This is a genomic window from Bradyrhizobium cytisi (assembly GCF_008123515.1).
GTDB lineage: Bacteria > Pseudomonadota > Alphaproteobacteria > Rhizobiales > Xanthobacteraceae > Bradyrhizobium > Bradyrhizobium cytisi.
In genome coordinates this window covers 1-26,503 of record NZ_VSSR01000073.1, presented here as the reverse complement: position 1 = coordinate 26,503, position 26,503 = coordinate 1, and the positions used below count along the sequence as shown (strand labels likewise).

Here is a 26,503-nt window from a genome sequence, read left to right as displayed (position 1 = left end):
ATCACTGTGCAGAGGTACTAGTCCTCGAGGAGGTCACCGCGACGGCGGCGTGTAGGGGTCGGGGGTGCCGAGTTTGATCGGAGGGTACATCTTGAAGCTCTCCTCCAGCCCGCCGATGATTTTCATCGCCGGGTCAGCGACCCACGAGTTGTAAGCGGCCACATCCCGCTCCTCTTTTCTGTCGGTAAGCAGATTGATGACCTTTGGCAAAGGCAATTTCTGTGGCGGCGCATACATATTCTCCTGCCAGACCAAGTGCACTTTCCAGTTACGCCATTTCACGGCCGAGAGCCGGTCGGCGACGTAGGCGGGAAAGCCCTCGCGGTTGGAGGCCTCCTGCTTGCCGAAGAAAAAGTCGAGCTGATCCACGCCATCAATCGGACAGTCCTTCGGAACGTCTGCGCCGCCGACGTGGGCGATTGTCGTGAAGAGGTCGACGATGTGAACGATCTCGTTGCTCACACGGCCTGCGGGCACCTTGCCCGGCCACCGAATGATGAAGGGGGCGCGCAACGAGCCCTCCATCGCGGTGAAGTAGGTCCCGCGCCAGGGCCCGTTATCGCCCTCCCAGGGGTTGGTGGCTTCCGGGCCATTGTCGCTCGTGAAAATGACGAGCGTATCGTCTTCAACGCCGGCCTGCTTGATGGCATCCAGAACCTGACCGGTTCGGTAGTCCATTTCGGCGAGGCAGTCCGCCCAATCGCCGTTGCCGGTCTTGCCGGCGAACTCGAGATTCGGCAGCGTCGGCATGTGCACCAGCGAAAATGGAACGTAGGCAAAGAACGGCTTGCCGGCGCTTGCGTTACGTTTGATGAAATCGACGGCGCGCCTGGTGATCTCGGCTTCCATGGTCCGTCGATTGTCGACATTGAGAGTCGCGACAACCCGGGGTATCTCACCGCTGCGCGCTTCGTAAATCGGCTCGGGCTCGACCAACCTGGCGCTCCAGCCCTGCTTGTCGCCGACCGATGGCCACATGCTCCGGGTCTCGTCCAGCGACGGCCACATCGCCTCGTCGTAAGTGCGCGGGATGCCATACCACTCGTCGAATCCTCGATTGGTCGGCAGCCGGGCCTGAGCGCTGCCGAGATGCCACTTGCCCCACATGCCGGTGGCGTAGCCTTGCCCCGACAACAACTGAGCGATCGTGACTTCCCACTGGGTCAATCCGTCGGGGACGCCACCGATGGGGACTTCGTAGGTGCCGGAGCGGATCGCGAAGCGGCCGGTCATGAGCGCGGAACGGGACGGGGTGCATTGCGCCTCGACGTTGAAGTTGAGCAGGCGCGTCCCCTCACCGGCAAGTGCGTCGATACGCGGTGTGGCCGCACCGCGTAGCAGGCCACCGCCGTAAACACCCAATTCCCCATAGCCCAGATTGTCCATGAGCATGACGACAACATTGGGCTTCCTTGGCTGTTGCGCCAACACTGGCGAAAAGGCAACTGTCACCGCGACAAGCGACGCCAACGAACCGAATTTGATGCCTTCGATCATACTCATCCTACGCTCTGTTCTTGAACCGGGTTACCTGACCGACTGACTCATCCGCTCAGATTTGGCCGGGTTGGGCAGGCGGGCTTGGCCAGTCTGATCGCAGGTTGGTTGGATTCCGACGGTCAAACAAATCCTGTCGCAGGATGAATTGGCCCTTCCTGCTGACGCTCGGCAATGGCTTGCGGTACGCATCGTGAGCGATCACGACCGGGCGGCGAGGGGCGTCGGCTGAAGCGAATGTCGGGAGCATCGCTGCAATGACGAAAAGTATGTTGAGCTTGCCACGCCTGGTCATGGGAATTATCTCCGCGGGGCGCTTTGTCGGTCTCTGCGCCGATATTCGCCCGGAGGGTGTCTAAGAGGCTATGCGATTCCGGCACGGAAGAAAGAATGCCTGCGGTGATCGTCAGCATGGATCGTGCCCACTCCGAGCCGCCGTCGCATCAGGGAGCGGTATACGTCAATGCCCGAACGATCTCGACAAGCTTTCCAGGTTGCGGGTTGACGTATATTAACCCGTGCCGCGGCGCATCGATGTCGGCAATCAGGCCGCAGGCCGGTCCTCGGACTGCAGCCCAGAGGTCGGCCTCCTCTTGACTGATCCGTTCGTCTATTCGTGTTCGCCGCGCGTCATCGGCATTGATAAAGAACAGAATCCGTTGCTTTGTGTAATCGCTCAGAAGCGCCCGCACCCTTGCGGCATCTGCCGGTGGTAGAAAGCCGGCACGCAATATTCGGTTCCCATCGCATTGGCTTTCGCCTCCACGAAATTTTTGCGTTGATCGTAACGGTTGGTCGCCATCGAGAAGCTGAAGCCAATAATCAAGGCGAGCAGCGTCAGGGATGCTGCAAGGACGAGGCTCAAATCGTCCTTCTGCTCGTCGGTCATGATAGAATGGCGCCTGCGCAGCCAGGCGCTTGTCAATGAAGCAAGTGACAGCGACACAAAGGCCACTGCGAATACCAGTACGGGATAATGTGTCAAGCTTTCCATGAATGGTTTGCCTCTTCGTACGGACGGGCAAGGGATGCTTCTCATGGAGCAACGGATTTATCTTACTGCGCGATGACGGAACTGACGCTGTGCCAGACCCGATCCTTAAGAGCGATCGGCGGCGGTGCTGGCAGAGTTACTGGCGGATCGGTTCTCTTGGTGCCATCGACGACAAGACGTGCGACGTCGATTTCTCCATCGGTATAGTAAGGATCGCCCTCGCCATTCCGCGCAAACAAGGTTGGCCCTATTCCTGATATCGTGAAAAAAGCCTCGACCATGCCGGCAGCGCGCAAGTCATGCATCAGCAAGTCGCGTTCGGCGTCAATATCTGGGCCGATGTGATGGGTGACTTGCCCGGTGTCGTGGCTGAGCCCGACTCCCCGGTCGAACGTTATCGACCCGAGCCAAACCGGTCGGTCACTCGCTCCCTTTTCAAGGACCTGCCATAAGCGGACATGGTGTCGGCGATCGGCACTGGCGCCGACTGGTTTTTCGAACGCGAGCCCTTGCTTTTTCCCATCGTAGTAGAGCGGGCTGACCGGCGCGTCGTGGTACGGTCGATCGAGTACGACGCTGCCAATGATGTCGATGCTTGTCCGCAAGGTAATCGCGTCTGCGGGAAACCATTCGGCAGCATGCATCGCGCGGGCGATGTCTTCCTTGTCGCCGACCAACCCCACGTTAAGCGCATCACCGGGAATGTCATCAGCGGTACGCGTCACCATGGGCAAATCGGCAAGGCCGGGTTCGTGTTCATGGTGCGTCCACAAAGCGGGCGTCAGGACGTAAGCCAGCAAGAGATAGGCGATTGCAGCGACCCCGAGACCGATGAGCCATCGCCGACCTCTCGCAGAAAAATTCATCCAACTGTTCCCCGCGGCCTTTTCAAAGACGGAGGTTCGGCGGCGGCGTGGTGGTGCCAGTAGGCAAGCATCACTGCCCCAATATGACGAGCTGACGTTATCCGTTCTAAATAGTGACCAAAGTGCTGACTATGCAAGAACGGCCAGAACCGCCGAAAAATCGAGAGACGCCGGATGACGGATCCTTGTCGTTCGATCGTCGGGGCCAAATCTGCCGGAATTGCATAGACGCTAACTGCCCATTCGTTAAAGCTTCGCTTTCGGCGGGTTCGAAAGCACCGTTCGAAAGCACATGGTGTAGCGCCTGGAGTTCGGCAATGAAGTGCAAATCTCTGAGCATGATAGCTGGCGGGATCCTTGGGCTGGCGCTGGGTTTGACTTGGTCGTTTTCTGCGCTCGCCCAAGTCGATCCTTTGCCTTCATGGAATGCCACGCCGACAAAGCAAGCCATCGTCGAATTCGTAGGCCGCGTCACTAAAGTTGGTGGGCCTGATTTTGTCGCACCCGCCGAACGGATCGCGACGTTCGATAATGATGGCACACTTTGGGTTGAGCAGCCGATGTATGTCCAACTGGCTTTTGCACTCGATCGGCTGAGGGCAATGGCACCTCTGCATCCCGACTGGTCGTACATGGAGCCGTTTCAGTCGGTCCTTGAGGGAGACGTCAAAGCCTCGGCCAAAATGGACGAGCACGATATCGTTCAGTTGATCATGATGACGCATGCCGGCATGACCACCGATGAATTCTCAAAGATCGTGACGGACTGGCTCACCACGGCACGCGATCCGCGCTTCAAGCGGCCCTATACCGAACTGGTCTATCAACCGATGCTTGAATTGCTTTCCTACCTGCGGGCAAACGGTTTCAAGACGTTCATTGTATCGGGCGGCGGTGTCGAGTTTATGCGTCCCTGGACCGAGAAAGTGTACGGTGTTGCTCCTGAACAGGTAATTGGATCGTCGATCAAGACCAATTTTCAGATGCGCGATGGCATCCCCACTCTATTCCGTTTGCCCGACTTGAATTTTATCGACGACAAGGTGGGCAAGCCGGTTGGCATTAACGAGACCATCGGCCGCCGTCCGATTGCCGCGTTCGGAAACTCTGACGGCGATCTCGAGATGCTTCAGTGGACGACTATCAGCGATGGCGTGCGCTTCGGGGCAATCGTTCATCACACGGACGCCGTGCGCGAATATGCCTACGATCGGCAGTCCCATTTCGGACGTCTCGACGTTGCATTGGATGCGGCCGTTGCTAACAGATGGACCGTTATCGATATGAAGAAGGATTGGAAAGTGATCTTTCCATTCGATCCGCGTTAAGTTTTGGCAAGCCGGTTCGCAGGCACAGATGATGCTCTCCGTACCCGGAAAACTCTTCAGCTTCGCGCTATTCCTTGAGATAGATCAAGCCCCGCCCACATCCAATACGTGCAAAATGATCATGCAGTTAGGTAGTGATTGGAAATCCCATTTGACGGTCGCCCCTGTTTTTTGACGATCGGTAGATCGTTGTTGTCGGTAAATCCTGGAGGAAGAGTAATGCCTTGGAGCGGGGTACTTAGCTTTACTGACTCCATTTCGTATCAGGCGGCATTTCAATCGATTGATATCGAGCTACTTCCTGCGGTGAAAGGCAAATTTCACGCCGAATTGACGCAAGTCGGCATGAACAAGCTGTGGGTTCACGCCGCACATGAGGATCTGCCGCGCATCTGCACAGGCGCGGTCAAGCCACGTCGTGCCGCCTTCGGCTTTCTTACCAGGGCGAATCAGCCGGCCATGCAGCATTGCGGCACGCAGGTCTTGCCTGGCGACATTGTCATCAACGACACCGATTTGATGTTTCGGCGCACCGAAGCCGACTGCGATTGGGGGGCGATGTCGCTGTCGAGTGATGATTTCGAAGCTCTTTACAACGCGGTAACCGGCCACGAGTTTGCCGCACTAGCCCGGAAGCATCCTGTAAGACCACCCTCCGAGCTTATGTCCCGGCTGCTGAACCTTCATGCAATGACTGTCCAACTTGCCAGAACTGCGCCCGACATTCTTTCTTTCCCCAGCGTAATCCGTGCGTTGGAGGAGGACTTCATCCTTGTCATAGTCCGGTGCCTCACCGAGGGCCAAACGCAAAAAATGACTACGGGAGGTCGACGTCACGACCTGATCATGGCTCGGTTCGAGGAATTTCTTGAGTGCCATCCTGACCGTCCATTATACCTGACAGAAATTTGCGCGGCGATCGGCGTAGCCGAGCGAACCCTGCGGGCCGCCTGTGAAGCACAACTGGGGATGGCACCGATCCGCTTTCTTTCGATGCGGAGATTCCACCTTGTCCGTCGCGCTCTTCGGCAGGCGGACCCCTCGAAGACGACCGTCACCCGAATTGCAATCGATCACGGTTTCTGGGAACTTGGGCGTTTCTCGGTGGCCTATCGAGCTCTGTTTGACGAGTCGCCGTCGGAGTCGCTGCGTCGGTCCTGTGACAATACCTTGAAGGAATCCGACATCACCCGTCGGCCCAATTGTGCGTTACCGGTGATCAGTCTGAGCTGCTGAGGATCTCCGCTTGAAATTTGCAGAGCGCGATCCCGCGAGGGTCGCGACACGCGCCGGTCGCTGGATGAGATCGCTCAAGGCCTTTAACTGAGGGTGAGCCTTGGGTTCGACACCACCATCGCGGTACGGTGTCTGTGCGACGTCTCTCGCGTTGGATCTGGAGATTATGGAGCGGGGACGCAGCGGTTGTAGGGAGCGTAATAGTGATATCCGTGGGGACAAACGACGCGTGGTGCGACGGCAACGGGAGGCGCTACGACCACAGGCGCGATGTAGCCATACGGTACGCCATTCGGAACGCAGGCGCCCCAAGGATTGCGATAAAAGCCGAGGCCGCAGAAGTCGCGCACCTGGACGATATCGGCCGTCGACATTTGAGAAGCCGGCGAAGCGCGAAAAGCTTGGGCGCGCTAAATGGAAAAGCCGCAGAAATCAGACCGCAGGCCAAAATTGAAGCTGTCTTCACCATTGTTTTCGCTCCTCCAACGACGTTGATGTGCAACGGTTCACGGTTATGAGGTAGCGCGCCATGCAGGGCAGACGCATCGATAGATTCGGCCACAAGTCGGGAGATTTTGCCTTGAGCGAGTCAACCGTCGAATCAATCACATCGCGCAGCGCGAATAGCTCAGAGTGAATTCTGGCATTCCCGGAAAAATTCGAGCGATGGTGTTCCCGTCGATGATTTTCGCGCTGAATTGAATATTCGATGTCATGATGTCATCTGCACACTTGGCGATCATATGAATGACGTTGCCGTCTTCCTTTCGCCTATTGATGGTACAGGTCTGCATCTGCCCTCGAATCCTGTCTCCGTCCAGGATGAACCCCCCGCCGTACTGGTCGGAGTCCTGCCTAAAGGAAATCGCGCCATCCTTCTTCATGAAAACCTGGCTGCAGGAGGACGGGGAAGTGGCCCAGGCGCCATTTATTTCGAGCGCGTTTGCTGGAATCCCGAGGGCAATCCAACAGGACACCAGCGTCGGAATGAATCTTATGGGTTTCATCTGTTTCTCCCGCGTTGCCAGATGTCGGGCCATTGGGCATCATATTGATGACGCACTATGGAGGATCGCCGGAATCTCGCTATGCAATTTCGGCAAGGGGGAGTTTGAGTTGAGCCGTTCGAGACATTTGTCGGAGAACCATTGTGCTTAGATTCTACTGCTGATGTTCTAGGCAGGCGGTCCGAAAGTTCGCTGTAAGAGAACATTATCGGCGTGCCCGAGATGCGGCATCGCGCGACGTCGGCGTGTCACCAAGGCGCCTGGGATTGGACGTCGTTGTCCGATAGGACACGGTCAATTCACAAGACGAAGAACCATTCGCTTCAGTTCGGCGAGGGCGCGATATCTTTCCGCCAGCTGCAACAGCTGCTGCTGATCCGATCCAGACGGTAGACGGGCGGCATCTTCACGCAATGCGTTCGCAATTTCGTCGCATTGATCGATGGTTAAATGATCCTCGTGCATCCCGGTCCTTAGGCAATCGGTCTGGTCTGCCCAACCAACGCTGGCCCGAGGCGTTCCCGGATGTCTTGTTTGTCCCGCTCGAGTAATTTGTCGCACTTTTGTCATGGGGCAATGCAGATTCGGCAGACGCTCTCAAATTCTCATGCTTTTTGCCGTTTCTGCATAGCCTTCAGTTTTGTTGTTCTTGATAATGAACGTTTATTGCCATTCATTCTGCGTAAACGAACTAATGGATTTGAACGTGCCTTGGAGCAAGATCCTTAGCTTCGATGATCCATTGAGCTACCAGGCCGTGATCCCATGGTGCCGACTGGCAGGTCTACCCCACGAAGAAGGGGCAGTTTCGCGCCGAATTGACGGAGGTCACCCTCAACCAACTCTGGATCCAGAATTTGCATTCGTTTCGAAGAATTCCTGGAAGAAAACTCCGACACGCCGTTATATCCGGCAGAAATTTGCGCCGCTGTCGGCGCAGCCGAACGCACCCTTCGTGCCGCCTGCGAAGATCATGTTGGGATGGGGCCGATCCGCTACCTCGCATTGCGCAGAATGCATCTCGTCCGGCGAGCGCTGCTGCGTTCGCATAGTTCGACGGCGACGGTGACCAGAATCGCTACGGATCATGGCTCCTGGGAGTTGGGACGATTCGCGGTTGCCTATCGCGCATTGTTCGGCGAGTCGCCGTCCGTGACCCTGCAGCGCCGGCCGGAGCGCCGCGACAATAGATCAAATCGTCCCTCGTCTCTGACAGGAACGGTCTGAAATTCGGAGCTGGGTTCGCCAACGTTGATCATCCCGGGATGGCGAGTTTCAGGTCTTAGCGAAAGCGGAGGGCTACCTGCTGGCATGCAGCCTGCTCGATGCCAACGCTATTTCGTCACGAGATGCCGGGTCGGCTTCGCATTCGTTTCTGCGGTTGGGGAAATCGCGAACGTCAGCCAGGTATTCCAACCGGACGGCCGATTTGCCGCGTTGAGCTCCCCGTGTGCCTTAACGTTGAGATATCCCTGCATGTCCCCAACAGGAAAGATATACCCGAACTGCGGGCCCACGCCGAGGACACGGGATCTGAAGCCGCCGAGGAGCGGACTTCCACCTGTGTCGTCCGATATCTGCTGATAGGCGTATCCGACGAAACCCACGAAGGTCTGTTTCGAAAGAACCTGGGCCACGCTCCAGTCAAAATGGAAATCGATTCCACTTTGAACCTGCGTGTCGGGATTCTTGAAAATTGTAGGTAAGTCCCGCAACGCCGGACAGTGTTACGCCCGTGGCGGGGTTCAAATAAGTGTAACCGCCACCCGTATCGATGGCGCCGTGGCCGATACCGAGATTGGCGATACGGCTCGGATCATAAGCGCCGACCGGAATGTCACCCGTCGCGTAAGTCATGTAGTTGTTGACGTCGGAATTTCACTTCATGGTGATCATCGGATAGAGATCGCAGACGGACGTAATCGAATCTCCGAAGCTTCCCATCCGGGTTGCGGCAAATCCTCCGATATTGGCCGTCAGCGTTCCGTCGATGGTCGCGGCGGAACGGCCGAATATCCCGGTTACGCCGATCGCCAATTGGCCGCCGAGGACCGGGGTGCCGAAGGTGTAAGTCAGGTTCAGAAGCAGGAGATCGGCTTGCGCATTCAAGCTCGCATTGAAGCTGACGTTGACGTTCGGGGCGAACCGGCCAATTTGAATCTCTCGCGCCGCTGCGACGGAGCCGGATCCTGCTACACTGGTGCGATAATAGACGCTACCCATGGACCAGCCTGGCGCCGATTGCATGCTGCCGGTAGACTGCTGACCTGTCCAGGCAGCCAGAACGAAACGCCACTTTCGTCGGCTCGGGAAACCTGGGGACGCACCGATTGCGCCGACGTCAAGCCGCAAGCCGCTTCAGACGATCGCGTTGCATCTGCCCGCTCCCCGCTAAGGTCGATTCCCATGCTACCTGTGGCCCCGGGGGATCCTATGCAAAAACGGCAAAAGGCTCCAACTGTTCGCCGCTGATGTGCCCGCGCAACACTTTGGACACGGACCCGCCGAGCCGGGCGGGCTGTCCCGGTGCGACAAGACGTCTGGGGGACTTCGGTTTTCCGAAGTTGCATAGGCGGATCGTGGCCGAGCTTGCATGCTGCGTGCGTGGGACGGCCCATAGCGACGGCGGCGTGCCTCATATGAAAACATTCGGATGGCGGAGAACGGCACGGCCACGTTTGCCAGTCCTGACGAGTACTGCGCTGCCATCAAGGCCGCGAAGGTCGATCTCTTTGTCACGGCAGGCGGAGAGTTCAAAGGACGCCTCACCCGGTTGAAGCTAGGCAGGCTGCATGTACTGAGGGGGCGGGAGAATCTGCCGCACATTTCTTTTGTCGCATTGCCTCCGACTCAAGTGCACATCTCGTTTCCCGTAAGCGGGCGGCCCGGCTTGATCTATTGCGGGCACGGTTTGAATCGAGGCGACCTGATTTTCCATTCGCTCGGCGAGCGAGCGCATCAGCGGACAGGGGGGACGGGGACTGGTGCGTCATAACGCTTCCACGCGAGGAACTGGCCGCATGCAGCAAGACCTTGATCGGCAAAAGTATCAGAGCTCCATCGGAGAGTTTCGCAATAGTGCCGCCACGTGGCGCGGCCAGATTGTTGCTGAGTCAGCTTTCAAGGGCATGTCGTCTCGCTGAAACTCGAGAAGAATTGTTCGCGAGCCCTCGGGTTACGCGATTACTCGAGCAGGACCTGCTGAATGCGTTGGTGGATTGCCTGTCCACGGAGAACGCCGAGAGACTCTTGAAGTGGAAGGGACGCCATGCCGACATCATGGCTCGCTTCGAAGAGGCCCTGGCGGTACGGAATGAGGGCCATTTGAATCTGTCAGGGCTCTGCGCCACCATCGGCGTGCCGGAGCGAACCTTGCGACTTTGCTGCGCGGAATTTCTGGGTATTAGCCCGGGCCGATACCATTTGTTGCGGCGGTTGAACAGGGCGCGATCGGCGTTGAGGCGTGCCAACCCGGACACGGCAAGTGTTTCGGAGATTGCGCGGGATCATCAGTTCACCGAGCTTGGGCGCTTCGCCGTGGCTTATCGCGCCGTTTTTGGTGAAACCCCATCATCAACACTGCGCCGCGTTTCAAACGGAACGGAATAGTTGAGCGACGGTCTGCCGAATTCGCATAGCGCGCTCAAGGCAAGCTTGGGAAGGTTAACCTCGAAGGGAGCGTCGAGCGGCGCGCGTGCCGCCACCCGATGACATCCTTTTTTGCAGCAGCCTGCCGGACTTCGAAAGTCTGCCTGTTCACCCATCACGATTTTGAAGATAGGAGCTGAAGCGATGAAAATCAGTAAAAGTCTAAGAAATAAGCTATTTTCAACCGCAGCCTTGGCCGCGGCCAGCTTGCCAGCAGTCACTTTGCCGGCTGTCGCACAAGGATCATCTGGCAAGCCCAACATTCTTTTCATCATGGGTGACGACATCGGCATCATGCAGCCGAGCATCTATCATCGCGGTCTGATGGTTGGCGAGACGCCAAACATCGATCGCATCGGAAACGACGGTGCGCTCTTCATGACATATTATGCCGAGCAGAGCTGCACCGCCGGGCGCAACGCCTTCTTCACCGGAATGCATCCGCTTCGCACGGGCATGATACCCCCGCAGTTGCCGGGCAGCCCGTCCTGGCTGCGGCCCGGTACCCCCGCCGTTGCCAAGTTCTTGCTCGACCTCGGTTATAACACCGGCGAGTTCGGCAAGAATCACCTTGGTGACAATCCCGAGGCGTTACCAACCGCGCACGGTTTCCAAGAGTTCTGGGGTTATTTGTATCACCTCGACGCGATGCAGGGGGTGAGTTTCCCCGACATTAACAAGAGCCCGACCGTGCAAGGCATTGCGCCGCCGTGCAGGGCAACCCCGGTCCCGGGCCTCACCGATGTCCCCGGTGCCGTGGATCCTCGAACAACGACGTGTCTGACACCGCCGCGACCGGTGCTTGCGTGCAAATCGTCGGACGGCTCGCAAGCAAACCAGACCTGCAGGGACGAAGGTCCCTTGACGCTCGACCGATCACGAGGCGTGGACGAGGAAATCTCGGCCAAGGTCATCGACTATCTTGATCGCAACGATCCCAAGAAGACCAACAAGCCGTTCTTCGTCTGGTACAACCCGGCGCGCATGCACATTACGACTGTGCTACCCCCGAAATACGAGGCGATGATCGGCGAGCCGGGTGGCAAGGACTGGGGCCTCAACGAGGCCGGCATGAAGCAGATGGACGACAATATCGGCTATGTCCTCAAGAAGCTCGAAGACATGGGCCAGCTCGACAATACCGTCATCGTCTTCACGACCGACAACGGGGCCGAGAACATCACTTTTCCTGACGGCGGCACCACCCCTTTCAAGGGCGGCAAGCTGACCACTTGGGAAGGCGGCATGCGCGCTCCCCTGGTCGTTCGCTGGCCGGGCCACATCAAGCCTGGCACAGTCAAGAACGAGATGATGTCGGCACTCGATTGGCTGCCAACGCTCGTCGACATCGGCGGGGGCCCGAAGGGCGACGCTTTGAAGAAGCAGATCGAGGCCGGAAGCTATCCCGGCATCGTCAAGACGACGCTCGACGGCGTCGATCAGCGCGCCTATCTCGAAGGCACGGACAAGTCGGCGCGCGAGGTCTTCTTCTACTACACCGGCTCGCAGCCATCGGCAGTGCGCTACAAAAACTGGAAGATGTACTACACAATGGTGCCGGACACCGGGACCGGCGGGTTGTTCGGAGCGCAAAGCTTCCATTGGACGCAGGTCGCCAACATCAAGCGTGACCCATTCGAGCAGACGGTCGGCTCCGATGCCAAATCGCTGCTGGGCTATGCCGGTTCGATCGGCTCGCCGAGCACAGCCTACCTCTACGACTGGAATATCCTGCCCCTCGGCCAACTGCTCTGGGAAAAGGAACTCTTCTCGTACAAGGACTTCCCTCCGATGCAGGCGCCGGAGACCTATAATCTCGACGGCATCCTCGCAGAGATGAAGAAGGCCGGTCATCAGAGCGAGTAACTGAGAGCGTTGCCCACATCCAACATCAGTGGCCGGCCCGAATGGCCGGCCACTTTCCAAGATCTCACCAGCGGGGTTACGCATCGGGCTGCACGCGACCAAACGCAGCCTCTCGTTCGAAACGATCCCGGTCCTATGAAGAATCCAGGGAAAATACTCCATGAGCCTTGCAAACAAGCTTCGATCGGGGCTGCTCAGTCTGACCGCGCTGACCGCGATCGGGTCAACGACCGCTGGCTCTGCCTTGGCCCAACAGCCGCAGAAGCCGAACATTCTCGTCATTATGGCGGACGACATCGGTTACACGACCGACAACGGTGCGGAGACATTCACTTGGCCGGACGGCGGCACCACAGCGTTTAGGGGCGAGAGAAGAATACGAACTGGGAGGGCGGGTATCGCGTCCCTGCGATGATACGCTGGCCCGGACTGGTGCCCGCGCACACCGAGATCAACGAAGTCTTCTCCGCGGAGGACTGGGCAACGACACTAGTCGCGGCGGCCGGCGAGCCAGCTGTCAAGGAGAAGCTTCTGCAGGGCTACGATGCAGCCGGACAGACTTTCAAGGTTCACCTCGACGGGTATGACCAGCGCGATCTTCTCAGCCGCAAGGGACCGGATAAGCGCCGCGAATTTTCTATTGGACAGACGACGGCAATCTCGCCGGCCTGCGCTATGATCAGTGGAAGGCGGTGTTCCTGGAGCAAAAGGCTGAGGGCTTCAGTGTCTGGCAGCAGCCGATGATTCAGCTCCGCTTGCCTATCCTGTATAATCTGAAATCCGATCCGTTTGAACGGGCCCAGCATGAGTCCGGCGACTACGTCCGATGGTTCATCGAGCATGCCTTCGTCGTCGTTCCCGCGCAGGCGATCGTGGCCAGCACCTTGCGAGTTTCGTGCAATTTCCGCCGCGGCAAAGACCAGGTTCGTTTTCGGTCGAACAGGCGATGGAAAAGCTGCGATTACCGCCGGCCAATAATTAGCAGGGGGAGACTCTCGTCATGGCCGACATTCGCGTTGCTGCCTGAGCAGTCGAGTACCTGGCGGCTTTTCCTTCAAAGTTTTGCCGGAGCGTGCCTGGGTCTCAAGCTCGTGACCTAACCCCCAGTCTATCCTGGGCGCCAAGTAACTCTATCGATAATTTCCACGGGCACGGGAAACAACTGCGATAACCCGCCATCGGCATTTCTGCCGAATTCGCATAGTGATGAGGGCCGCCGCTCGGGCAGTATCGTCGTCGAAATGATGGGCGCTTGTTGGAAAGGGCCGGAGTCTAAAATGAATTTCACCCATACGAAATTCCATCCGGGTCCATCGCTCACGCGTCCCGCGGATGCGGGGATGGTATACGTGCCAGGCGGCACTTTTCGCATGGGCTCGGACAGGCACTACCCGGAGGAAGCGCCGGTCCATCGAGTCACGGTAGATGGCTTTTGGATAGACCGGACGCCCGTCACCAACCGCCAGTTCGGCGAGTTCATCAATGCGACCGGCTACGTCACCTTTGCCGAGGTGACGCCCGACGCGAGGGATTATCCCAACGCTCTGCCCCACATGCTCAAGGCCGGTTCGCTTGTCTTCACTCCGCCCAAGGAGGCTGTTGACCTGCGTTACTGGGGCGAATGGTGGACGTTCGCATTCGGCGCCAACTGGCGCCGGCCTTATGGCCGCCACAGCAATATCCGCGGGCTCGATGACCATCCCGTCATTCACGTCGCTTACCGTGACGTCGAAGCCTACGCCAAATGGGCCGGCAAGGAATTGCCGACCGAAGCCGAATGGGAGCTCGCCGCGCGCGGCGGATTGAACGACGCCGAATTCGCGTGGGGCGACGAACTAACGCCTGCTGGCAAGCACATGGCAAACACCTGGCAGGGCAATTTCCCGCATGAGAATCTCGCAGCCGACGGTTTCGAACGAACCTCGCCGGTCACTGCATTTCCGGCCAACGGCTACGGCCTGTACGATATGATTGGAAACGTCTGGGAGTGGACGACCGACTGGTATTCGCCGAAGCATGAAGCGGATGCGCCGAAGGCATGTTGCATTCCGCAGAACCCCCGCGGCGGCCCGGAGGGCGCGAGCTATGATCCGCGTGACCCGAAGATCAAGATTCCACGCAAGGTGCTCAAGGGCGGCTCGCACCTGTGCGCACCGAATTATTGCCGCCGCTACCGGCCGGCGGCACGTCATGCCGAGCCGATCGACACGTCGGCCAGCCATGTCGGGTTCAGGTGTATTTCCAGGGGGAGCTTGAGAAGGAGCACGGTGAAGCTCAGTGGGCGCGTCAACGCAAGTTGACGATAACCTGCGCCGGCCGTTTGATGGACCGTGAGAAGAAGGCGCGCTGGCCTAACTTAAAACAATCCGTGATACTCTCATCGATCCTACAAGAGCTGCAAATCGTGGGCGCGTCGTCAAGACTACCGGCGATGGAATGCTGGTCGAGTTTGGGTGCCGTCGATGCTGTCCGGTGTGCTGTGAAAGTCCAGCGCGGGGTTGCTGTTAACAGCTCCGATGCGTCGCCCGACGACAGGATCGAGGGGGCGCCGGCCACGAGGTACCTGAAAAAGACGGCCAGGCGCCTACACGTTGATCTCACCGGCGGCCCGCACAATCGCTGCAATGGCTGCCTTGGCTGCCGGCGACGAGGTTCGGCACACGTACGGTCGGAAGGATGGAAGTGACGTCGATTTGGCGAGTCAACGTCAGGATCGTCTTGAAAGCCCCGGGGTACTCGACAGTCGCTGGAACTTGCCGAACTGGGTGATCACGTCCGGGCTCGTTGCTTGGCTGGGAGCGACCGTTTTCAGCATTTCTCCCGTGCCCCAATTCTTTACGCGCTCCACAAGGCTTGCTCCCCACACATCGGCAGGCATGCGGTCAGCGGCCCGGGCAAATCCACCAAAAAGCGCGAGATGCGAGACGCGCTCGGGATAAGTTGCAGCGAACAGCACTCCCATCGGGCAACCTTCAGAGAACCCCATCAGTGCAGCGCGGCGCGAGCCGATTTCGTCCATGATGGCGCGCACATCGTCCATCCGCTGTTCGAGGGAAGGAGCGCCGGACATTCGATCAGAAAATCCCTGGCCTCTTTTGTCGAACGTCACGACGCGGGAAAAGGTCGCCAGGCGGCGCAAGAAAGCCGTGTATCCGGTTAACTCGTGCAGGAACTCGACGTGCGACACAACGCCCGGGACCAAAATAAGATCAACGGGTCCATCGCCCATCACCTGATAGGCAACGTTGACGTCACCGCTGAGTGCCTAACGCGTTTCGGGCAATGCAAAATCAGTCATTGGCAACACCTTAACATCGGGAACCGATTGTTGTTCGTAGGACCGAAAGGATCAAGCCCGATCTGAAACCGAACGACCGCTCGGGGTCGAAAGCGACGGTCTGGCAGGCCACCGGTCACCTCCGGTCTACCCCTATTCAACAGAATTTTCGGATGTCGACGGAATATATGCCCTCGAGTCGGCCTGTTCTGCAGTCTCATTGCCAAGGGAACACGCATGGTCATTCGGGGCAACCGCGTGACCGATTGCGTCCTCGACGTCGCCGACCGCAGCACCGATCTCCCCGCGCTAACACCTTGCGGCGCAGCTACGGAACAAGGCTACATCTGCGGGATCGGCGGAACGAAACTGGTCGTCAGTCTTTCTCTGACCTTTGGGAGGTGCCCATGACTTCTCAGGCCATAGAAGGGGCATGTGCGTTCGCTTGGCGGAACTACTTGCTGCTCCACAGCGGCGTCAGTGAGAGCGATAAGAGGCGTTCATCCCTCTATCGCTACGTCGCCACTCTTCGCGATACCGGCGAACATGATTTTATTTTGCTCTGTTGCAAATAGCGGCAGTTGTTTACTTGAAAAACTAGACGAATTGCATGACGACCGATGTGCCAGCATCGCTGGCAGATTAAGCTTTGGCCAAGCGTTTAGAATCGCGCAGTGCAAAACTAGACACTTAGCTTTGAGACATAGCATCAGAGCGAAGGAGCGACAGCATGACAGACAACAGCGCTAACGCAAACCCCTTCGCGCGCGACCCGCAAAGGCGCATCGCCGCAGCGACAGCAACTGGTATGAATGCCTTGAAGCCGATTGTGCACTTTCAAGTCTCACTCCTGAGGATGTGGGCAGATAGTATCGAGAGGTTCACGGACAGCTACCAAAAAGGATTGGAAGAAACCGCGACCAGCGTAGAGGAAAAATCAGACAAGGAACGGGCCGCGTAAACTGACGCAAATGGCTAGTGGAGTCCGCCCCGGGTTAAAATGCGAAGAACTCAACCTGAGCAAATCGAGTCTGGCATGCCTCGCCCAGCGGACCTCAACTAGGCGGGACGCGACTTCGTTGATGGGCCAACAGCGGATTCAAGCCCGGCTGACGACGTCTTGAAGACCCAGTCGAGATAGACACCACGATGACGTACGGTCATGCTCGCACCCTGGGGAAGCAGCCCTACAGGGAGGACGTCATGAAAGCGCGATCTATTATCGCCGTGGGCGCAAGTCTGCTCCTGCCGAATGTGTCCCAAGCTTCCGAAATCAAACTCCTCGCTGCCGGGTCAACGCATAGGGCGCGTTTGGGCTGCATGCGAGCTTTCCTGCGAGCTTCGCCCGCGCGCTCGCTTCAATCTCCTGCGCGAGACGACCGATGACCTCACCGAAAGTCCAGATCTGCTCCTCGGAATAAGTGCCGGCGATCAGGATGTCTGCCGCATGCCAGAGCGCCCGCAGACAACTCTCGGGATTTCCTCTCGCAACTGCTTCGTCCAACTCGGCCAAGAATGACGTGATGGCAGCCATTGATGCGCTCGCAGTTCGAAAATAATCGAACGACAAAAGCGGGATTTCAAAGGAATGGGCAATGACACCACTTAGACCTGAACACGCGGTAAATCATTCCCGCCACTTTGGATCGGGCATAAGGTCCGCCTAATCAGATCGATCGAATTTTAGGTATTGCCTGACTTGGAGGAAACGGACGCCGTCAACAACCTGCCCCAACGTAGCTGCACCCGCGAGGTCGCGCGTTCTTCATAACGGTCTGGTTGCAGGTTCGAGTCCTGCCGGGCCCACCAGGACATCAGGGGCTTTACCCGAACGGATGTAGCCGATGTTACGGCTGCCGGACGAAGCGCTATATCCGAACTGACGACTGGGCTTTCGACCTTCCCGGGATGACATTCTGTCTGGAGTGCAGAACCCGTCCGATTGCGTGGAGCGATTGCGATGAGGGAGGCTACGATGGACTTTTCGCGGATGTCGGATGGTATCCGGCTGCATCACGCCTCTCATCGGCACGATGGGTACGATGGTGACGACGAAGCGGGTCCGGCACCGAGCGCCCCGTTCCTAACCGAGGCGGTCGGCGGTGGCGCCCAGGTCCATGGTCCCGGCCCGTTTGCAGGTCAATTGTTAGGTCAATCTGCAGGTACTGAAGCGCACCCCGCGAGCGCTAATACCCAGCATCATGACTCCGACCCGGTTCAATCCAAACATTCCACATCGGGGGTCGACACGGGCGGCCACGTCAGCAACCACGCTGCGGCGGGCCTGGATGTTTCGTCCACCACGCCCGATTCCGGCGCATCACATCCCGGGATGGGCATTGCTACGGTCGAGAGCGGAGCGAACACGGCCGGGAACGGCGGAGATGGCTACTTTTACGGAAGTATCATTCACGCGTCCCTGTTGATCTATGAACCGATCAACATCTCGGTGAGCCTGGAATACGGCTCGGTCGCCCGGGCCAACCAGTCCAACAATTTGAATGTCGCTCAATCCGCCTCTCAGATGGCCGGCGTCGGCGGCCATGGCGGCAATGACAACATTGCATCGGGAGGGAGCGTCAGTACGTCCTCAGGCGCCGGCGTGATCGCGAGCGGCGACAACGGCGCCGGAAATGGCGGCAGCGGCTATTTCTCGGGTGCGATCGTGGACGCTCCCGTGGTGATCTATCATCCGATCAATATTGCCGTGGCGGGCTCGGGCGGCACTGCGCATGCAAGTCAATCGAACACGGTGGACATCGATCAGTCGGCCACCCAGATCGCGGGCGTCGGCGGAAGTGGCGGAAATGGCAACGTGGCCGCCGGCGGCAGCGTCATGACGCTCGACCCCAGTTGGGGGTCAAGCAACGGAGGGGGCGTCCCGGACGTTCAAACCGGCGGAAGCCAGGCCGGCAATGGCGGCGACGGCGCGTTCTACGGCGGGCTCGTCCATTCCTCCGTCGTGGTGTACGACCCGATCAACATCGCAGTCGCGAGCTATGGCTCCAACGCTCATTCGGTCCAGACCAATGACGCCTACGTGGATCAATCCATCATTCAGATCGCCGGCATTGGCGGGCACGGCGGCAACGGCAGCGCCGCGGCGGGCGGCCATGCAAGCTTTCTTTCCCATAGCCTGTGGGGCGGCTCCGACACGATCGCGACCGGTTCGAACGGCGCTGGCAATGGCGGCAACGGATATTTTGCCGGCAGCCTGATCGATGTCAGCGTCGCGATCTATGCACCCATCAACATCGCAATCGCAGGTCCCCATTCGACAGCCGTAGCCGACCAGGTCAACAACGTGCACATCGACCAGAGTGCGGTCCAGATCGCCGGTGTTGGCGGGGACGGCGGCCACGGCAATCTCGCGCTGGGTGGCGATCTTTCCGCCCATCTTCTGTCGGATCTTCACCTGATGGGATAGCGACACATCGCGCCGCTCGCACAAGCCTGATCGCGAGCTGCGTCGACACCCTGCGCATGCAAGCTCGCCGTGCGGGCCCTCCCAGATGTTTCGAGCTCCGGTGTCGCGCGACGAATGTTATACTTTCGTACGTAGGCCGGATGGTGTCCGATTTGACATCTATCGCCATCGCGCGTGGGCGGATCAGACTTGCCGCGCGCGTCCGCCTGATCGGGATGTGATGCACGAAAGCCAACAGAGGGAGGCAACATGATGCCCAAAGCGATCAACATCTCGGACTCGATCGAATTCAAATCGATCAGCACCGGTGGTCAGAACGTCGGAAATGGCGGCGACGGCACCTTCAAGGGCGCCATCATCAGTAAGCCGACGCTCAACTTCGATCCGACCAACAAGGCGGTCGGTGCCGACGTGCACGTGAACACCGGCGATCATGTCAAACAGACGGCAGATTGGGATGCCGGCGGCGCCAACGCGAAGGCCTCGTGGTTTTCGAAGGCCCATGGCGGCGACGCCGAGTCGAACGGAAGCCAGAAATCCTACAGCGGTTACGATACCTCCAAGGTATACGCCAACACGGATGCGACCCAGATCAACAAGGTCTCGGTGGACCAGCACCAGGAGGTCGTGGCCGGCATCGGCGGACATGGCGGAGACGGCAACGCCGCGCTGGGCGGCGAAGTGAGCTTCCATCTCGATACGTTCTGACCACCAGCCCGTCCGGCTGGCAGGACCGGTGGCCGCCGCCACCGGTCCTGAAGTTCGAGCCAATACCCCGCTGATACCGTTGGCAGATGGCGTTGGCCGTCGGTCAAGTGCGCCGGACCTCGATTTCAGGCGGTGACGATCATGCTGATACCGCCCATTCGGTTGCCTATCCTGCCGCAGATCGGGACGCCACTGCACGCGGCCCTCCGGTCCTGCGCCGGACCGCTCGGTCTGGTATTCGCTTATAGCTGCAGCTACAACCTGCTTTTGTTTGCGCCCTCCATCTATCTTCTTCAGATCTACGACCGGGTGTTGTCGAGCCGGAGCGGCGACACGTTGCTCCTGCTCACGCTCATTGTCGCGATCACGGTGGTCGTCGGCGGCGTGTTCGATGCATTGCGGCGCGCCGTCCTTGGACGCCTTGGCGCCTGGCTCGACGATCGCCTTCGTCCTTGCGTGCTCTCGGCCGGCCTCGAATCGGCGCTTCGCAGCGATTGGACGCAGGCGTCGGGCGCATATCGGGATCTCACCGTGCTGCACCAGTTCGTCGAGTCCGGCGCATGTACGATGCTGTTCGACGCGCTCTGGGCGCCCTTGTTCCTCCTTGTCCTCTTTCTGATCCATCCCCTGCTTGGCGTGGTAGGCGCCTGCTGCGTCGTCTTCCTGTTCGCGCTCACGGTTGCCGGAGAGCTGGTCAAGGAAGACGTTCTGCTCAGATCCGGCGCCGCGCTGTCCAGAAGCTGCGGCCGCCTCCAGACTGCAGCGAGCAACATCCACATGATCCGCGCTATGGGAATGTTCGACAACGCTGCGCGCATGATCCACCGTGACGCGCAGCACGCGCGCAGAGAGCACGATGTGGCACTCCGGCGAGGCGAGATCGTCTCACTGGCCGCCAAGCCGGTTCGCGCGCTGTCGCAGGTCTTGATCATGGGGGCTGCCGCGTGGCTCGTGCTCGATCACGGGAAGAGTCCGGCAATCATCTTTGCTGCCACGCTGATGTTCAGCCGGGCGCTCGCGCCGGTCGAAAGTGCGGTCGCAGGCTGGAAATCACTCGTGATGGCCGTGAGCGCCTGTCAGCGGCTCGGCGCACTTCTCGCCGCATTCCCCGTTGCTCGGCAGCAGAGCGCGGAGGTTTCTCCGCTACAGACGCGCAGCGGCCTCGTCGTCGACAATGTTGGCGTGAGGCTTGCGGGGACCAACCATCTTCTGCTGAACGGCATCACGTTCAGCCTCATGCCCGGAGAATGCCTCGGCATCATCGGTCCGTCCGGGTCGGGCAAGTCCCTGCTCGGCCAGGTAATCGCCGGGCTGTCGATGCCAACGCATGGCCGCGTCGTCCTCGACAATACCGACGTCTCGCTGCTTCGCGAGGGCCGAAACGGCGACCGCCTCGGATATCTCCCCCAGGACATCAACCTCCTCGGCGACACGATCAACGACATCATCGCACGCCTTGAAGATGCCGACCGGCGGAAGGTCATCGAAGCGGCCAAGCTCGTCGGTATCCATGGAGCGATCATGCGCCTGCCGCTGGGTTACGACACGGTGGTTCAGAGCGAAGCAACCTTCTCGCGCGGGTATCGGCAGCGCCTCGGTCTCGCCCGCGCCTTTTTCGGCAGTCCACGCCTCATCGTTCTCGACGAACCCAACGCCAGCCTCGACTACGGGGGCGAGCGAATGCTCCTGGATGCCATCGAGCGCATGAAGCTCGCAGGCGTCATCTTTGTCGTCGTCACCCACAGGATGGGTCTTCTCGCCGCCACGGACAAGATTGCCATCATGGAGGACGGTGCGGTCGCCGCGTTCGGCGACAGCGAGGACATCTTTGAACGGCACCTGAGCCGCCCCCAGGTTACTTCGCAGATTGCGCCATGACCTGGAACTCTCTCACCGTCTGGAAGCTTCCCGCCGTCTCGAGACTGCCCATGATCTGGGACCAGCTCGTGCGAGCGCCGGCGAGCCCCTCGCCCGCCCGCCGATTTGGCGTCGTGGTGACCGCAATCGACGATTTCGAACCTCTGGAATTTCCATGGTGTTTGACGCCCACGCCGACCTCTCCGCGCGGAAGGCTTCGCGGCATCACCGTCGCGGGCAATCTGCTGGTGCTCTGCTTCATGCTGGGGCTTGGTACATGGGCGAGCCTCGCGCCGCTCGAGAGCGCCGCGATCGCGACCGGCGTCGTGGAATCGGAATCGAGCCGCAAGACAATCCAGCATCTGGAAGGCGGTATCGTCAGGAAGATCCTGGTTTCGGATGGCGATATCGTGCGAAGCGGCCAAACGCTGATCGTGCTTGACGACACCCGGGCCGGCTCGGAGATGCAAAGCCTCCAAGGCCAATTTTGGGATGCAGCTGCTCGTGCCGCACGGCTTCAAGCCGAGCAGCAGAGATTCGAGAAGATCGCAATTCCGGACGCGCTGGAGCAGGACAGCAGGCAGAACGGAGTGGCCGCCGCTGCAGTGTCGGCGCAGCAGTTCATTTTTCAGGCACGCCTGCAGGTTCACGAGTCGCAGCTTGCGGTCATTCGCGAACGAAGGCGTCAAGTCGAGAAGGAGATCGAAGGTCTCAAGGCTCAGGAAACCGCCACCGGGCAGCGGATCGACATCGTCCGGGAGGAACTGGATATGGTCGCGACACTCGTCAACAAGGGGCTCGAACGGCGGCCGCGGCTTCTGAACTTGCAGCGGGAGCTGGCCGACGTTGAGGGCCGCCGCGGCGAGCTCGCCGCGCAGATTTCCCGCGCCGGGCAGGTCATCAGCGAACAGCAGGCCACATTGTTCAAGCTCGAGAGCGAGAGGCAGAACGAGATCGCACAGTCGCTTCGTGAAGCACAGAACCAGATATTCCAGCTCCGCGAGCGGTTGCTTGCGGCCAAGGATCAGCTATCGCGAACGGAGGTCAAGGCGCCCGAGGACGGCGTGATAACCGATCTGCGGATTCATACAGCCGGCGGCGTCATCGGAGCGGGTGCCCCGCTCATGGACCTGGTGCCCCGGCAAGACCGTCTCATCGTGACCGCGCGCCTGAGGCCCGAGGACATCGATGTGGTTCATCCCGGCCTCATTGCCGAGGTTCACCTCGTACCGTACAATCAGCGTCGCGTGCCTCGCTTGAAGGGAACCGTCGTGCACGTCTCCGCAGACCGGCTCCTCGACAAGCGTACCGACCAGCCGTACTACGCGACCAGGATCCGGATCGACGACGGGCAGAAGGCGGCAAACGACATCCAGATCGTCCCCGGCATGCCGGTTCAAGTGTTCATCACGACGGGGCGCGGCACCGTGGCTCTCTACGCGCTCAGGCCCCTGCTCGACAGCTTCCGTGGTGCATTCAGAGAGGACTAAAGCGCGATGAGATTCGGATGAATCGTCATCATGCTTCAGGTCTCCGGCATTAGAGCCGCGCCGGGGTCGTCATCGCGACTCTGCGCTGGCAACCGGCCGCGCCAGCGGAGGACGGCTTCCGTGCGATTGTGCGCGGCACATTTCCTCATGATATGCTGAATGTGCATTTTGACTGTGCTTTCCGAGAGGCCCAATTTGGCGGCGATCAGCTTGTTGGGCAGACCGAGCTCCAGTTCCGCCAGAACCTGTTGCTCACGAGGCGTGAGATCGGTCACGCTCCTGTCGATAGCCACTCTGGTTCCCTCGTTCATCAGATATGCGGGCGCAAGCCCGCGCGCATCCGGCGGCTCGAAACCCGGTAACCTGTTCATCCCGGCCACGGGCAACGGCCTATAGGCGCCGCCGACAAGAACAAGGCGCAGGCCAGCTATGGCAATCTCGATCGGTAGCGAGGTGGAAAGAAAGCCGCGCACGCCCCGCTGCATAGCGGCCTGCACGGTCGGCTCGTCGTCATGGTTTGACAGGACCACAGTGGCGGCGTTGGGACAACACTCCGCAACGAAGGCGAGATCGTCTTCAACCGAGGGATCGCCGATGGGCTTGTCCGCGATACTCAGCATCACCAGACGAACATCGCGGGCTGACGTGCAGTCCAGGCCTTGGACCGTTGCCATGTCAAGGATCTCAAGTTCGTCCAACTCCCTCCTGAGGACGTGCAGAATGCATGTACGAGGCAAAAGGAGGGGCTCGATGATCACCAGAACCGGCAAATGAAGCGATTCATTGAGCCGTTTTGAAGTGTTGGTTATGTCGTGCATGATGTCCTCGAGATGAAAAGAACTTCCGCGATATTCCCATTCCGTATTGCGTCTCCCCTGCTGCTGCGTTCGTCCCGAATGCATCATCACGAGAGCGGCGCAGTGCCGCCGTTAGTGCCGCATCCACTGCGGAATCACTTGACACCTGGGTGGAAATTCTTTCCGCTCAAATCATTGGGGACGTGTACCGCGCGGTGGCGCAGTCGACGCATCCCCTAATTGCAGATATTTCGATACGCCGTTGAGGCCGCCGACCCTGACTTGCCGTCGACGACATATGCTTCATCCTCCTTCACGAGATACAGAAACGGCCTCTCTCCAGTCTCGCCGCCTGACGCGCTTCTTCCTTTCACGCGCCCGCAAATCGTATCCAAGCGGCGTCCAAGTATGTTCTTTCGCATTGCGCGCTTCACGTCGCTGAATTCGACCGTTTCCGGATCCCCCATCTGCGTCGCGATCGCAACCTTCGCCTTGTCCAGAGCAGGATCCGCCATTTCCGCAGTCCTCTCGGGTGCCGGGACGCTGACCATCGTCCGCGGGGACGCCGCTTTGGCAAGATCGGTCGATCCCCGTTTCTTCGGAGCTGATGTCTTGCCGGGCCCTGCCGGCGTTGCGGAATTCGATCTGACAACCGCAGGCTCTTGCGCCAACGCCGTCGGCATTGGCTGCGCGGGTTGGGCGACCGCGACCCTGTCGAAACAGGGTCGTGACGCGCACCCGAGGAAATACCCCCGGGAAGGCGCGAACCAGCCAAAGCCGATCAGGATTCCTGCCAGCACTCCGGCAAAAAGCAGTCCCATCCGATTCCCCTCCTCGGGACTTCGGCTCGCACTCGTAACTAGGACTAATTCCGCGCTGGTGATCTATCTGTTGCGCAAAAGCATTAAGCGCCCATTAAGCGCGCGCCGTTGTCCGGCCCATGCCTGGATGGGCGGATTAGATCGGGCTTCAGACCCGTGCCGAGATGACCGCAAAAGGCCAATCGTGAAAGCAATCATGGCCGATTTGGTCCGCTCTTGGACCGTTCTGCAACCTGCGAGTTCGTCCGAAGGTTTGCGCCACCCAACGCTGCCGATTGCCGACTTGGTCCCTTCAGGCAAGTTTCGGAGCACCGCACCAGTTTCGCACCAGAAACGGCGTGAACGAAGCGGAACGAGAGCACTTGGACTCGAACAAAGACGCAGGAAGATCGACGAAGCTGACCAATATTCCACCGCTCATAACGGTCTGGTTGCAGGTTCGAGTCCTGCCGGGCCCACCAGTAAATCATTCACTTATCATGTTTTCATTTCATCACCTGTGAAGCACCGCACCAGAAACGCCTCGCTTTGCCGTTCGTAATCTGTTTCGGTGGCCCTCCAACTACCTCTGCACATTCGATCTGGCGAGAGTCTCTCCTTTTTGATCGCAGATTCGGCGGGATTATCGCGCCAACAGCCCAGACATCGCTCTCAACCTTCTTTCATCGAACGGCCCACTAACGGTCGAATTGCTTCGCAAGTCTTCGGTGCCGGCAGACACATCTCCGTCGCTCCGCTCCACGCTTGTAGCGGACATTGGATGGCGCATCGGATGGCCTGCCAAGTGCCGCCAATCCTCAGAGGACTAAACCGCTCTCGCGGTAGGGCGCCGCGGCTGGCAGCACAGCCAAGACGATAGCGCAACGGGACGTCCTGTCCTGAGATGAGGGGTTCGCAACCTTCACTCAAGACAGGAGCATCCCCATGACCGACGAGGCCATGAGCCCATTGCGGCTGCGCATGATCGAAGACATGACGATCCGCAAGTTAACGCCAAAGACCCAGCAAGGCTACATCCGCACGATCAGGGATTTTACTGCGTTCCCCTGGCCGCTCGCCCGATACGGCAAGCTTCGAGGACGTCCGACGCTTTCAATTGCATCTGGCGGAGAACGGCGCGCACATCCCCGTCCTCAATCACACCGTGGCTGCGTTGCGTTTTTTCTCTAAGGTCACTCTCAGGCGCACCGACATCATCGAGCACACGACGTTCCTCCACGAGCCCCGCAAGCCGCCGGTCGTGCTCAGTCCGGAGGAGGTGGCGCGGCTGCTCGATGCTGCGCCGGGGCTCAAGTACAAGGCGGCGCTGAGCGTGGGCTATGGTGCGGGCCTGCGCGCCGCCGAAGTGATTTCGCTCAAGATCGGCGACATCGACAGCAAGCGCATAGTGATCCGCGTCGAACAAGGCAAAGGCCGCGAAGACCGCTACGTGTTGCTGTCTCCGCGTCTGCTCGAACTGCTACGGACCTGGTGGCGGGCGGCACGACCGCAAGGCTGGCTGTTTCCAGGGCGTGACCGCGTGCAGCCAATGACGACGCGCCAGCTCAATCGAGCCTGCTATGCCGCGGCCCAGACGGCCGAGATCGACAAGCGCGTCTCGCTCCACACCTTAAGGCACAGCTTCGGCACCCACCTGCTCGAGCAGGACATCGATATCAGGGTGATCCAGGTGCTGCTCGGAACG

27 protein-coding genes and 1 pseudogene are annotated in these 26,503 nt (G+C 59.3%); 14 read left to right on the top strand and 14 right to left on the bottom strand.

The window, feature by feature from the left end; translation table 11 throughout:
- Positions 1–33: 33 nt before the first annotated feature.
- The 4 genes from FXB38_RS35835 to FXB38_RS35820 form a co-directional block, all read right to left on the bottom strand.
- The gene (locus FXB38_RS35835; protein ID WP_148755654.1) at positions 34–1,503 is read right to left on the bottom strand and encodes an arylsulfatase; all 1,470 of its coding nucleotides are present in this window, start codon (positions 1,501–1,503) and stop codon (positions 34–36) included.
- A gap of 116 nt (positions 1,504–1,619) precedes the next feature.
- Positions 1,620–1,910: a hypothetical protein gene (locus FXB38_RS35830; protein WP_148755653.1), complete on the bottom strand. Its 291-nt coding sequence runs from the start codon at positions 1,908–1,910 to the stop codon at positions 1,620–1,622.
- Positions 1,911–2,173: 263 nt separating this feature from the next.
- Entirely contained in the window at positions 2,174–2,491 is a 318-nt protein-coding gene (locus tag FXB38_RS35825) for a hypothetical protein (RefSeq protein WP_187435372.1), read from the bottom strand.
- A 62-nt stretch (positions 2,492–2,553) separates the two neighbouring features.
- Positions 2,554–3,357 (bottom strand): LssY C-terminal domain-containing protein, encoded by an 804-nt coding sequence (locus tag FXB38_RS35820; RefSeq protein WP_148755651.1) that lies wholly within the window; start codon positions 3,355–3,357, stop codon positions 2,554–2,556.
- A 338-nt stretch (positions 3,358–3,695) separates the two neighbouring features.
- Here FXB38_RS35820 and FXB38_RS35815 point away from each other — a divergent pair, with 338 nt between their 5' ends.
- Complete coding sequence (locus FXB38_RS35815; RefSeq protein ID WP_246230398.1) at positions 3,696–4,685, top strand: HAD family hydrolase; 990 nt, start codon at positions 3,696–3,698, stop codon at positions 4,683–4,685.
- A 219-nt stretch (positions 4,686–4,904) separates the two neighbouring features.
- The gene (locus tag FXB38_RS35810; RefSeq protein ID WP_148755649.1) at positions 4,905–5,921 is read left to right on the top strand and encodes an AraC family transcriptional regulator; all 1,017 of its coding nucleotides are present in this window, start codon (positions 4,905–4,907) and stop codon (positions 5,919–5,921) included.
- 164 nt (positions 5,922–6,085) lie between these two features.
- Here FXB38_RS35810 and FXB38_RS45155 read toward each other — a convergent pair whose 3' ends face one another.
- The 3 genes from FXB38_RS45155 to FXB38_RS43205 all read right to left on the bottom strand — a co-directional run bounded on the left by FXB38_RS45155 (position 6,086) and on the right by FXB38_RS43205 (position 7,393).
- Entirely contained in the window at positions 6,086–6,295 is a 210-nt protein-coding gene (locus tag FXB38_RS45155; protein WP_430640209.1) for a GCG_CRPN prefix-to-repeats domain-containing protein, read from the bottom strand.
- A gap of 231 nt (positions 6,296–6,526) precedes the next feature.
- Positions 6,527–6,928, bottom strand: coding sequence for a hypothetical protein (locus tag FXB38_RS35805; protein WP_148755648.1), 402 nt, complete (start codon positions 6,926–6,928; stop codon positions 6,527–6,529).
- Positions 6,929–7,222: 294 nt separating this feature from the next.
- The gene (locus FXB38_RS43205; protein ID WP_187435371.1) at positions 7,223–7,393 is read right to left on the bottom strand and encodes a hypothetical protein; all 171 of its coding nucleotides are present in this window, start codon (positions 7,391–7,393) and stop codon (positions 7,223–7,225) included.
- 390 nt (positions 7,394–7,783) lie between these two features.
- On the opposite strand from FXB38_RS43205, the gene FXB38_RS45150 reads away from it, so the two are divergent.
- Positions 7,784–8,155 (top strand): helix-turn-helix domain-containing protein, encoded by a 372-nt coding sequence (locus FXB38_RS45150; RefSeq protein WP_148755658.1) that lies wholly within the window; start codon positions 7,784–7,786, stop codon positions 8,153–8,155.
- A 107-nt stretch (positions 8,156–8,262) separates the two neighbouring features.
- Here the strand turns inward: FXB38_RS45150 and FXB38_RS44950 are convergent, their stop codons facing one another.
- Genes FXB38_RS44950 through FXB38_RS44940 form a run of 3 tightly spaced genes read right to left on the bottom strand, consistent with a single transcriptional unit; the run spans position 8,263 to position 9,280 of the window.
- Positions 8,263–8,565 carry a transporter gene (locus FXB38_RS44950; RefSeq protein WP_347340261.1) on the bottom strand — a complete coding sequence of 101 codons (303 nt, stop codon included), beginning with the start codon at positions 8,563–8,565 and terminating at the stop codon, positions 8,263–8,265.
- Positions 8,566–8,572: 7 nt separating this feature from the next.
- Positions 8,573–8,785 (bottom strand): transporter, encoded by a 213-nt coding sequence (locus FXB38_RS44945; RefSeq protein WP_347340260.1) that lies wholly within the window; start codon positions 8,783–8,785, stop codon positions 8,573–8,575.
- Positions 8,786–8,806: 21 nt separating this feature from the next.
- On the bottom strand, positions 8,807–9,280 hold the full coding sequence (locus tag FXB38_RS44940) for a hypothetical protein (RefSeq protein WP_347340259.1): 474 nt from the start codon (positions 9,278–9,280) through the stop codon (positions 8,807–8,809).
- 897 nt (positions 9,281–10,177) lie between these two features.
- On the opposite strand from FXB38_RS44940, the gene FXB38_RS35790 reads away from it, so the two are divergent.
- The 4 genes and pseudogenes from FXB38_RS35790 (at position 10,178) to FXB38_RS35775 (ending at position 14,742) form a co-directional block, all read left to right on the top strand.
- Positions 10,178–10,537 carry a helix-turn-helix domain-containing protein gene (locus FXB38_RS35790; protein WP_148755647.1) on the top strand — a complete coding sequence of 120 codons (360 nt, stop codon included), beginning with the start codon at positions 10,178–10,180 and terminating at the stop codon, positions 10,535–10,537.
- 183 nt (positions 10,538–10,720) lie between these two features.
- A complete protein-coding gene (locus tag FXB38_RS35785) occupies positions 10,721–12,442 on the top strand; it encodes an arylsulfatase (protein WP_148755657.1) in 1,722 nt (573 codons plus the stop codon).
- A gap of 274 nt (positions 12,443–12,716) precedes the next feature.
- Positions 12,717–13,424: pseudogene (locus tag FXB38_RS35780) on the top strand (sulfatase-like hydrolase/transferase); the annotation flags it as partial.
- Between the two features lie 358 nt (positions 13,425–13,782).
- The gene (locus FXB38_RS35775; RefSeq protein ID WP_187435370.1) at positions 13,783–14,742 is read left to right on the top strand and encodes a formylglycine-generating enzyme family protein; all 960 of its coding nucleotides are present in this window, start codon (positions 13,783–13,785) and stop codon (positions 14,740–14,742) included.
- A 407-nt stretch (positions 14,743–15,149) separates the two neighbouring features.
- On the opposite strand, the gene FXB38_RS35770 is transcribed toward FXB38_RS35775, so the two are convergent.
- Entirely contained in the window at positions 15,150–15,671 is a 522-nt protein-coding gene (locus tag FXB38_RS35770) for an alpha/beta fold hydrolase (protein ID WP_246230394.1), read from the bottom strand.
- A 778-nt stretch (positions 15,672–16,449) separates the two neighbouring features.
- On the opposite strand from FXB38_RS35770, the gene FXB38_RS35760 reads away from it, so the two are divergent.
- Positions 16,450–16,680, top strand: coding sequence for a hypothetical protein (locus FXB38_RS35760; RefSeq protein ID WP_148755645.1), 231 nt, complete (start codon positions 16,450–16,452; stop codon positions 16,678–16,680).
- Between the two features lie 312 nt (positions 16,681–16,992).
- Here FXB38_RS35760 and FXB38_RS35755 read toward each other — a convergent pair whose 3' ends face one another.
- Positions 16,993–17,253 (bottom strand): hypothetical protein, encoded by a 261-nt coding sequence (locus FXB38_RS35755; protein WP_187435369.1) that lies wholly within the window; start codon positions 17,251–17,253, stop codon positions 16,993–16,995.
- 441 nt (positions 17,254–17,694) lie between these two features.
- Between FXB38_RS35755 and FXB38_RS35750 the strand changes: the two genes are divergently transcribed.
- The 4 genes from FXB38_RS35750 to FXB38_RS35735 all read left to right on the top strand — a co-directional run bounded on the left by FXB38_RS35750 (position 17,695) and on the right by FXB38_RS35735 (position 23,201).
- Positions 17,695–19,146: a hypothetical protein gene (locus FXB38_RS35750; protein WP_246230392.1), complete on the top strand. Its 1,452-nt coding sequence runs from the start codon at positions 17,695–17,697 to the stop codon at positions 19,144–19,146.
- A gap of 249 nt (positions 19,147–19,395) precedes the next feature.
- Positions 19,396–19,854: a hypothetical protein gene (locus FXB38_RS35745; protein ID WP_148755643.1), complete on the top strand. Its 459-nt coding sequence runs from the start codon at positions 19,396–19,398 to the stop codon at positions 19,852–19,854.
- 141 nt (positions 19,855–19,995) lie between these two features.
- A complete protein-coding gene (locus FXB38_RS35740; RefSeq protein WP_148755656.1) occupies positions 19,996–21,732 on the top strand; it encodes a type I secretion system permease/ATPase in 1,737 nt (578 codons plus the stop codon).
- Positions 21,729–23,201, top strand: a complete 1,473-nt coding sequence (locus FXB38_RS35735) for an HlyD family type I secretion periplasmic adaptor subunit (RefSeq protein ID WP_148755642.1) — start codon at positions 21,729–21,731, stop codon at positions 23,199–23,201. The genes FXB38_RS35740 and FXB38_RS35735 overlap by 4 nt, the downstream gene beginning before the upstream one ends.
- Positions 23,202–23,236: 35 nt before the next feature.
- On the opposite strand, the gene FXB38_RS35730 is transcribed toward FXB38_RS35735, so the two are convergent.
- Together FXB38_RS35730 and FXB38_RS44175 are read right to left on the bottom strand one after the other, a co-directional pair.
- A complete protein-coding gene (locus FXB38_RS35730) occupies positions 23,237–24,019 on the bottom strand; it encodes a response regulator transcription factor (RefSeq protein ID WP_148755641.1) in 783 nt (260 codons plus the stop codon).
- Positions 24,020–24,234: 215 nt separating this feature from the next.
- Positions 24,235–24,819, bottom strand: coding sequence for a hypothetical protein (locus FXB38_RS44175; RefSeq protein ID WP_246230388.1), 585 nt, complete (start codon positions 24,817–24,819; stop codon positions 24,235–24,237).
- A 924-nt stretch (positions 24,820–25,743) separates the two neighbouring features.
- Between FXB38_RS44175 and FXB38_RS44170 the strand changes: the two genes are divergently transcribed.
- Positions 25,744–25,989: a hypothetical protein gene (locus FXB38_RS44170; protein ID WP_246230386.1), complete on the top strand. Its 246-nt coding sequence runs from the start codon at positions 25,744–25,746 to the stop codon at positions 25,987–25,989.
- On the top strand, positions 25,973–26,503 hold a 531-nt coding region (locus FXB38_RS35715; RefSeq protein ID WP_246230384.1), incomplete at its 3' end, for a tyrosine-type recombinase/integrase. The genes FXB38_RS44170 and FXB38_RS35715, both read left to right, overlap by 17 nt.

Coding starts and splice junctions, on each gene's coding strand:
- FXB38_RS44170 (WP_246230386.1), top strand. CDS start 25,744: ATGACCGACGAGGCCATGAGCCCATTGCGGCTGCGCATGATCGAAGAC.
- FXB38_RS44945 (WP_347340260.1), bottom strand. CDS start 8,785: ATGACTTACGCGACGGGTGACATTCCGGTCGGCGCTTATGATCCGAGC.
- FXB38_RS35805 (WP_148755648.1), bottom strand. CDS start 6,928: ATGAAACCCATAAGATTCATTCCGACGCTGGTGTCCTGTTGGATTGCC.
- FXB38_RS35775 (WP_187435370.1), top strand. CDS start 13,783: ATGGTATACGTGCCAGGCGGCACTTTTCGCATGGGCTCGGACAGGCAC.
- FXB38_RS35745 (WP_148755643.1), top strand. CDS start 19,396: ATGATGCCCAAAGCGATCAACATCTCGGACTCGATCGAATTCAAATCG.
- FXB38_RS35835 (WP_148755654.1), bottom strand. CDS start 1,503: ATGAGTATGATCGAAGGCATCAAATTCGGTTCGTTGGCGTCGCTTGTC.
- FXB38_RS35735 (WP_148755642.1), top strand. CDS start 21,729: ATGACCTGGAACTCTCTCACCGTCTGGAAGCTTCCCGCCGTCTCGAGA.
- FXB38_RS35730 (WP_148755641.1), bottom strand. CDS start 24,019: ATGCACGACATAACCAACACTTCAAAACGGCTCAATGAATCGCTTCAT.
- FXB38_RS35830 (WP_148755653.1), bottom strand. CDS start 1,910: ATGCTGACGATCACCGCAGGCATTCTTTCTTCCGTGCCGGAATCGCAT.
- FXB38_RS45155 (WP_430640209.1), bottom strand. CDS start 6,295: ATGTCGACGGCCGATATCGTCCAGGTGCGCGACTTCTGCGGCCTCGGC.
- FXB38_RS35740 (WP_148755656.1), top strand. CDS start 19,996: ATGCTGATACCGCCCATTCGGTTGCCTATCCTGCCGCAGATCGGGACG.
- FXB38_RS44175 (WP_246230388.1), bottom strand. CDS start 24,819: ATGGGACTGCTTTTTGCCGGAGTGCTGGCAGGAATCCTGATCGGCTTT.
- FXB38_RS35785 (WP_148755657.1), top strand. CDS start 10,721: ATGAAAATCAGTAAAAGTCTAAGAAATAAGCTATTTTCAACCGCAGCC.
- FXB38_RS35815 (WP_246230398.1), top strand. CDS start 3,696: ATGATAGCTGGCGGGATCCTTGGGCTGGCGCTGGGTTTGACTTGGTCG.
- FXB38_RS35755 (WP_187435369.1), bottom strand. CDS start 17,253: ATGGCTGCCATCACGTCATTCTTGGCCGAGTTGGACGAAGCAGTTGCG.
- FXB38_RS35825 (WP_187435372.1), bottom strand. CDS start 2,491: ATGGAAAGCTTGACACATTATCCCGTACTGGTATTCGCAGTGGCCTTT.
- FXB38_RS35810 (WP_148755649.1), top strand. CDS start 4,905: ATGCCTTGGAGCGGGGTACTTAGCTTTACTGACTCCATTTCGTATCAG.
- FXB38_RS35760 (WP_148755645.1), top strand. CDS start 16,450: ATGACAGACAACAGCGCTAACGCAAACCCCTTCGCGCGCGACCCGCAA.
- FXB38_RS35750 (WP_246230392.1), top strand. CDS start 17,695: ATGGACTTTTCGCGGATGTCGGATGGTATCCGGCTGCATCACGCCTCT.
- FXB38_RS43205 (WP_187435371.1), bottom strand. CDS start 7,393: ATGCACGAGGATCATTTAACCATCGATCAATGCGACGAAATTGCGAAC.
- FXB38_RS35820 (WP_148755651.1), bottom strand. CDS start 3,357: ATGAATTTTTCTGCGAGAGGTCGGCGATGGCTCATCGGTCTCGGGGTC.
- FXB38_RS35770 (WP_246230394.1), bottom strand. CDS start 15,671: ATGGGCGATGGACCCGTTGATCTTATTTTGGTCCCGGGCGTTGTGTCG.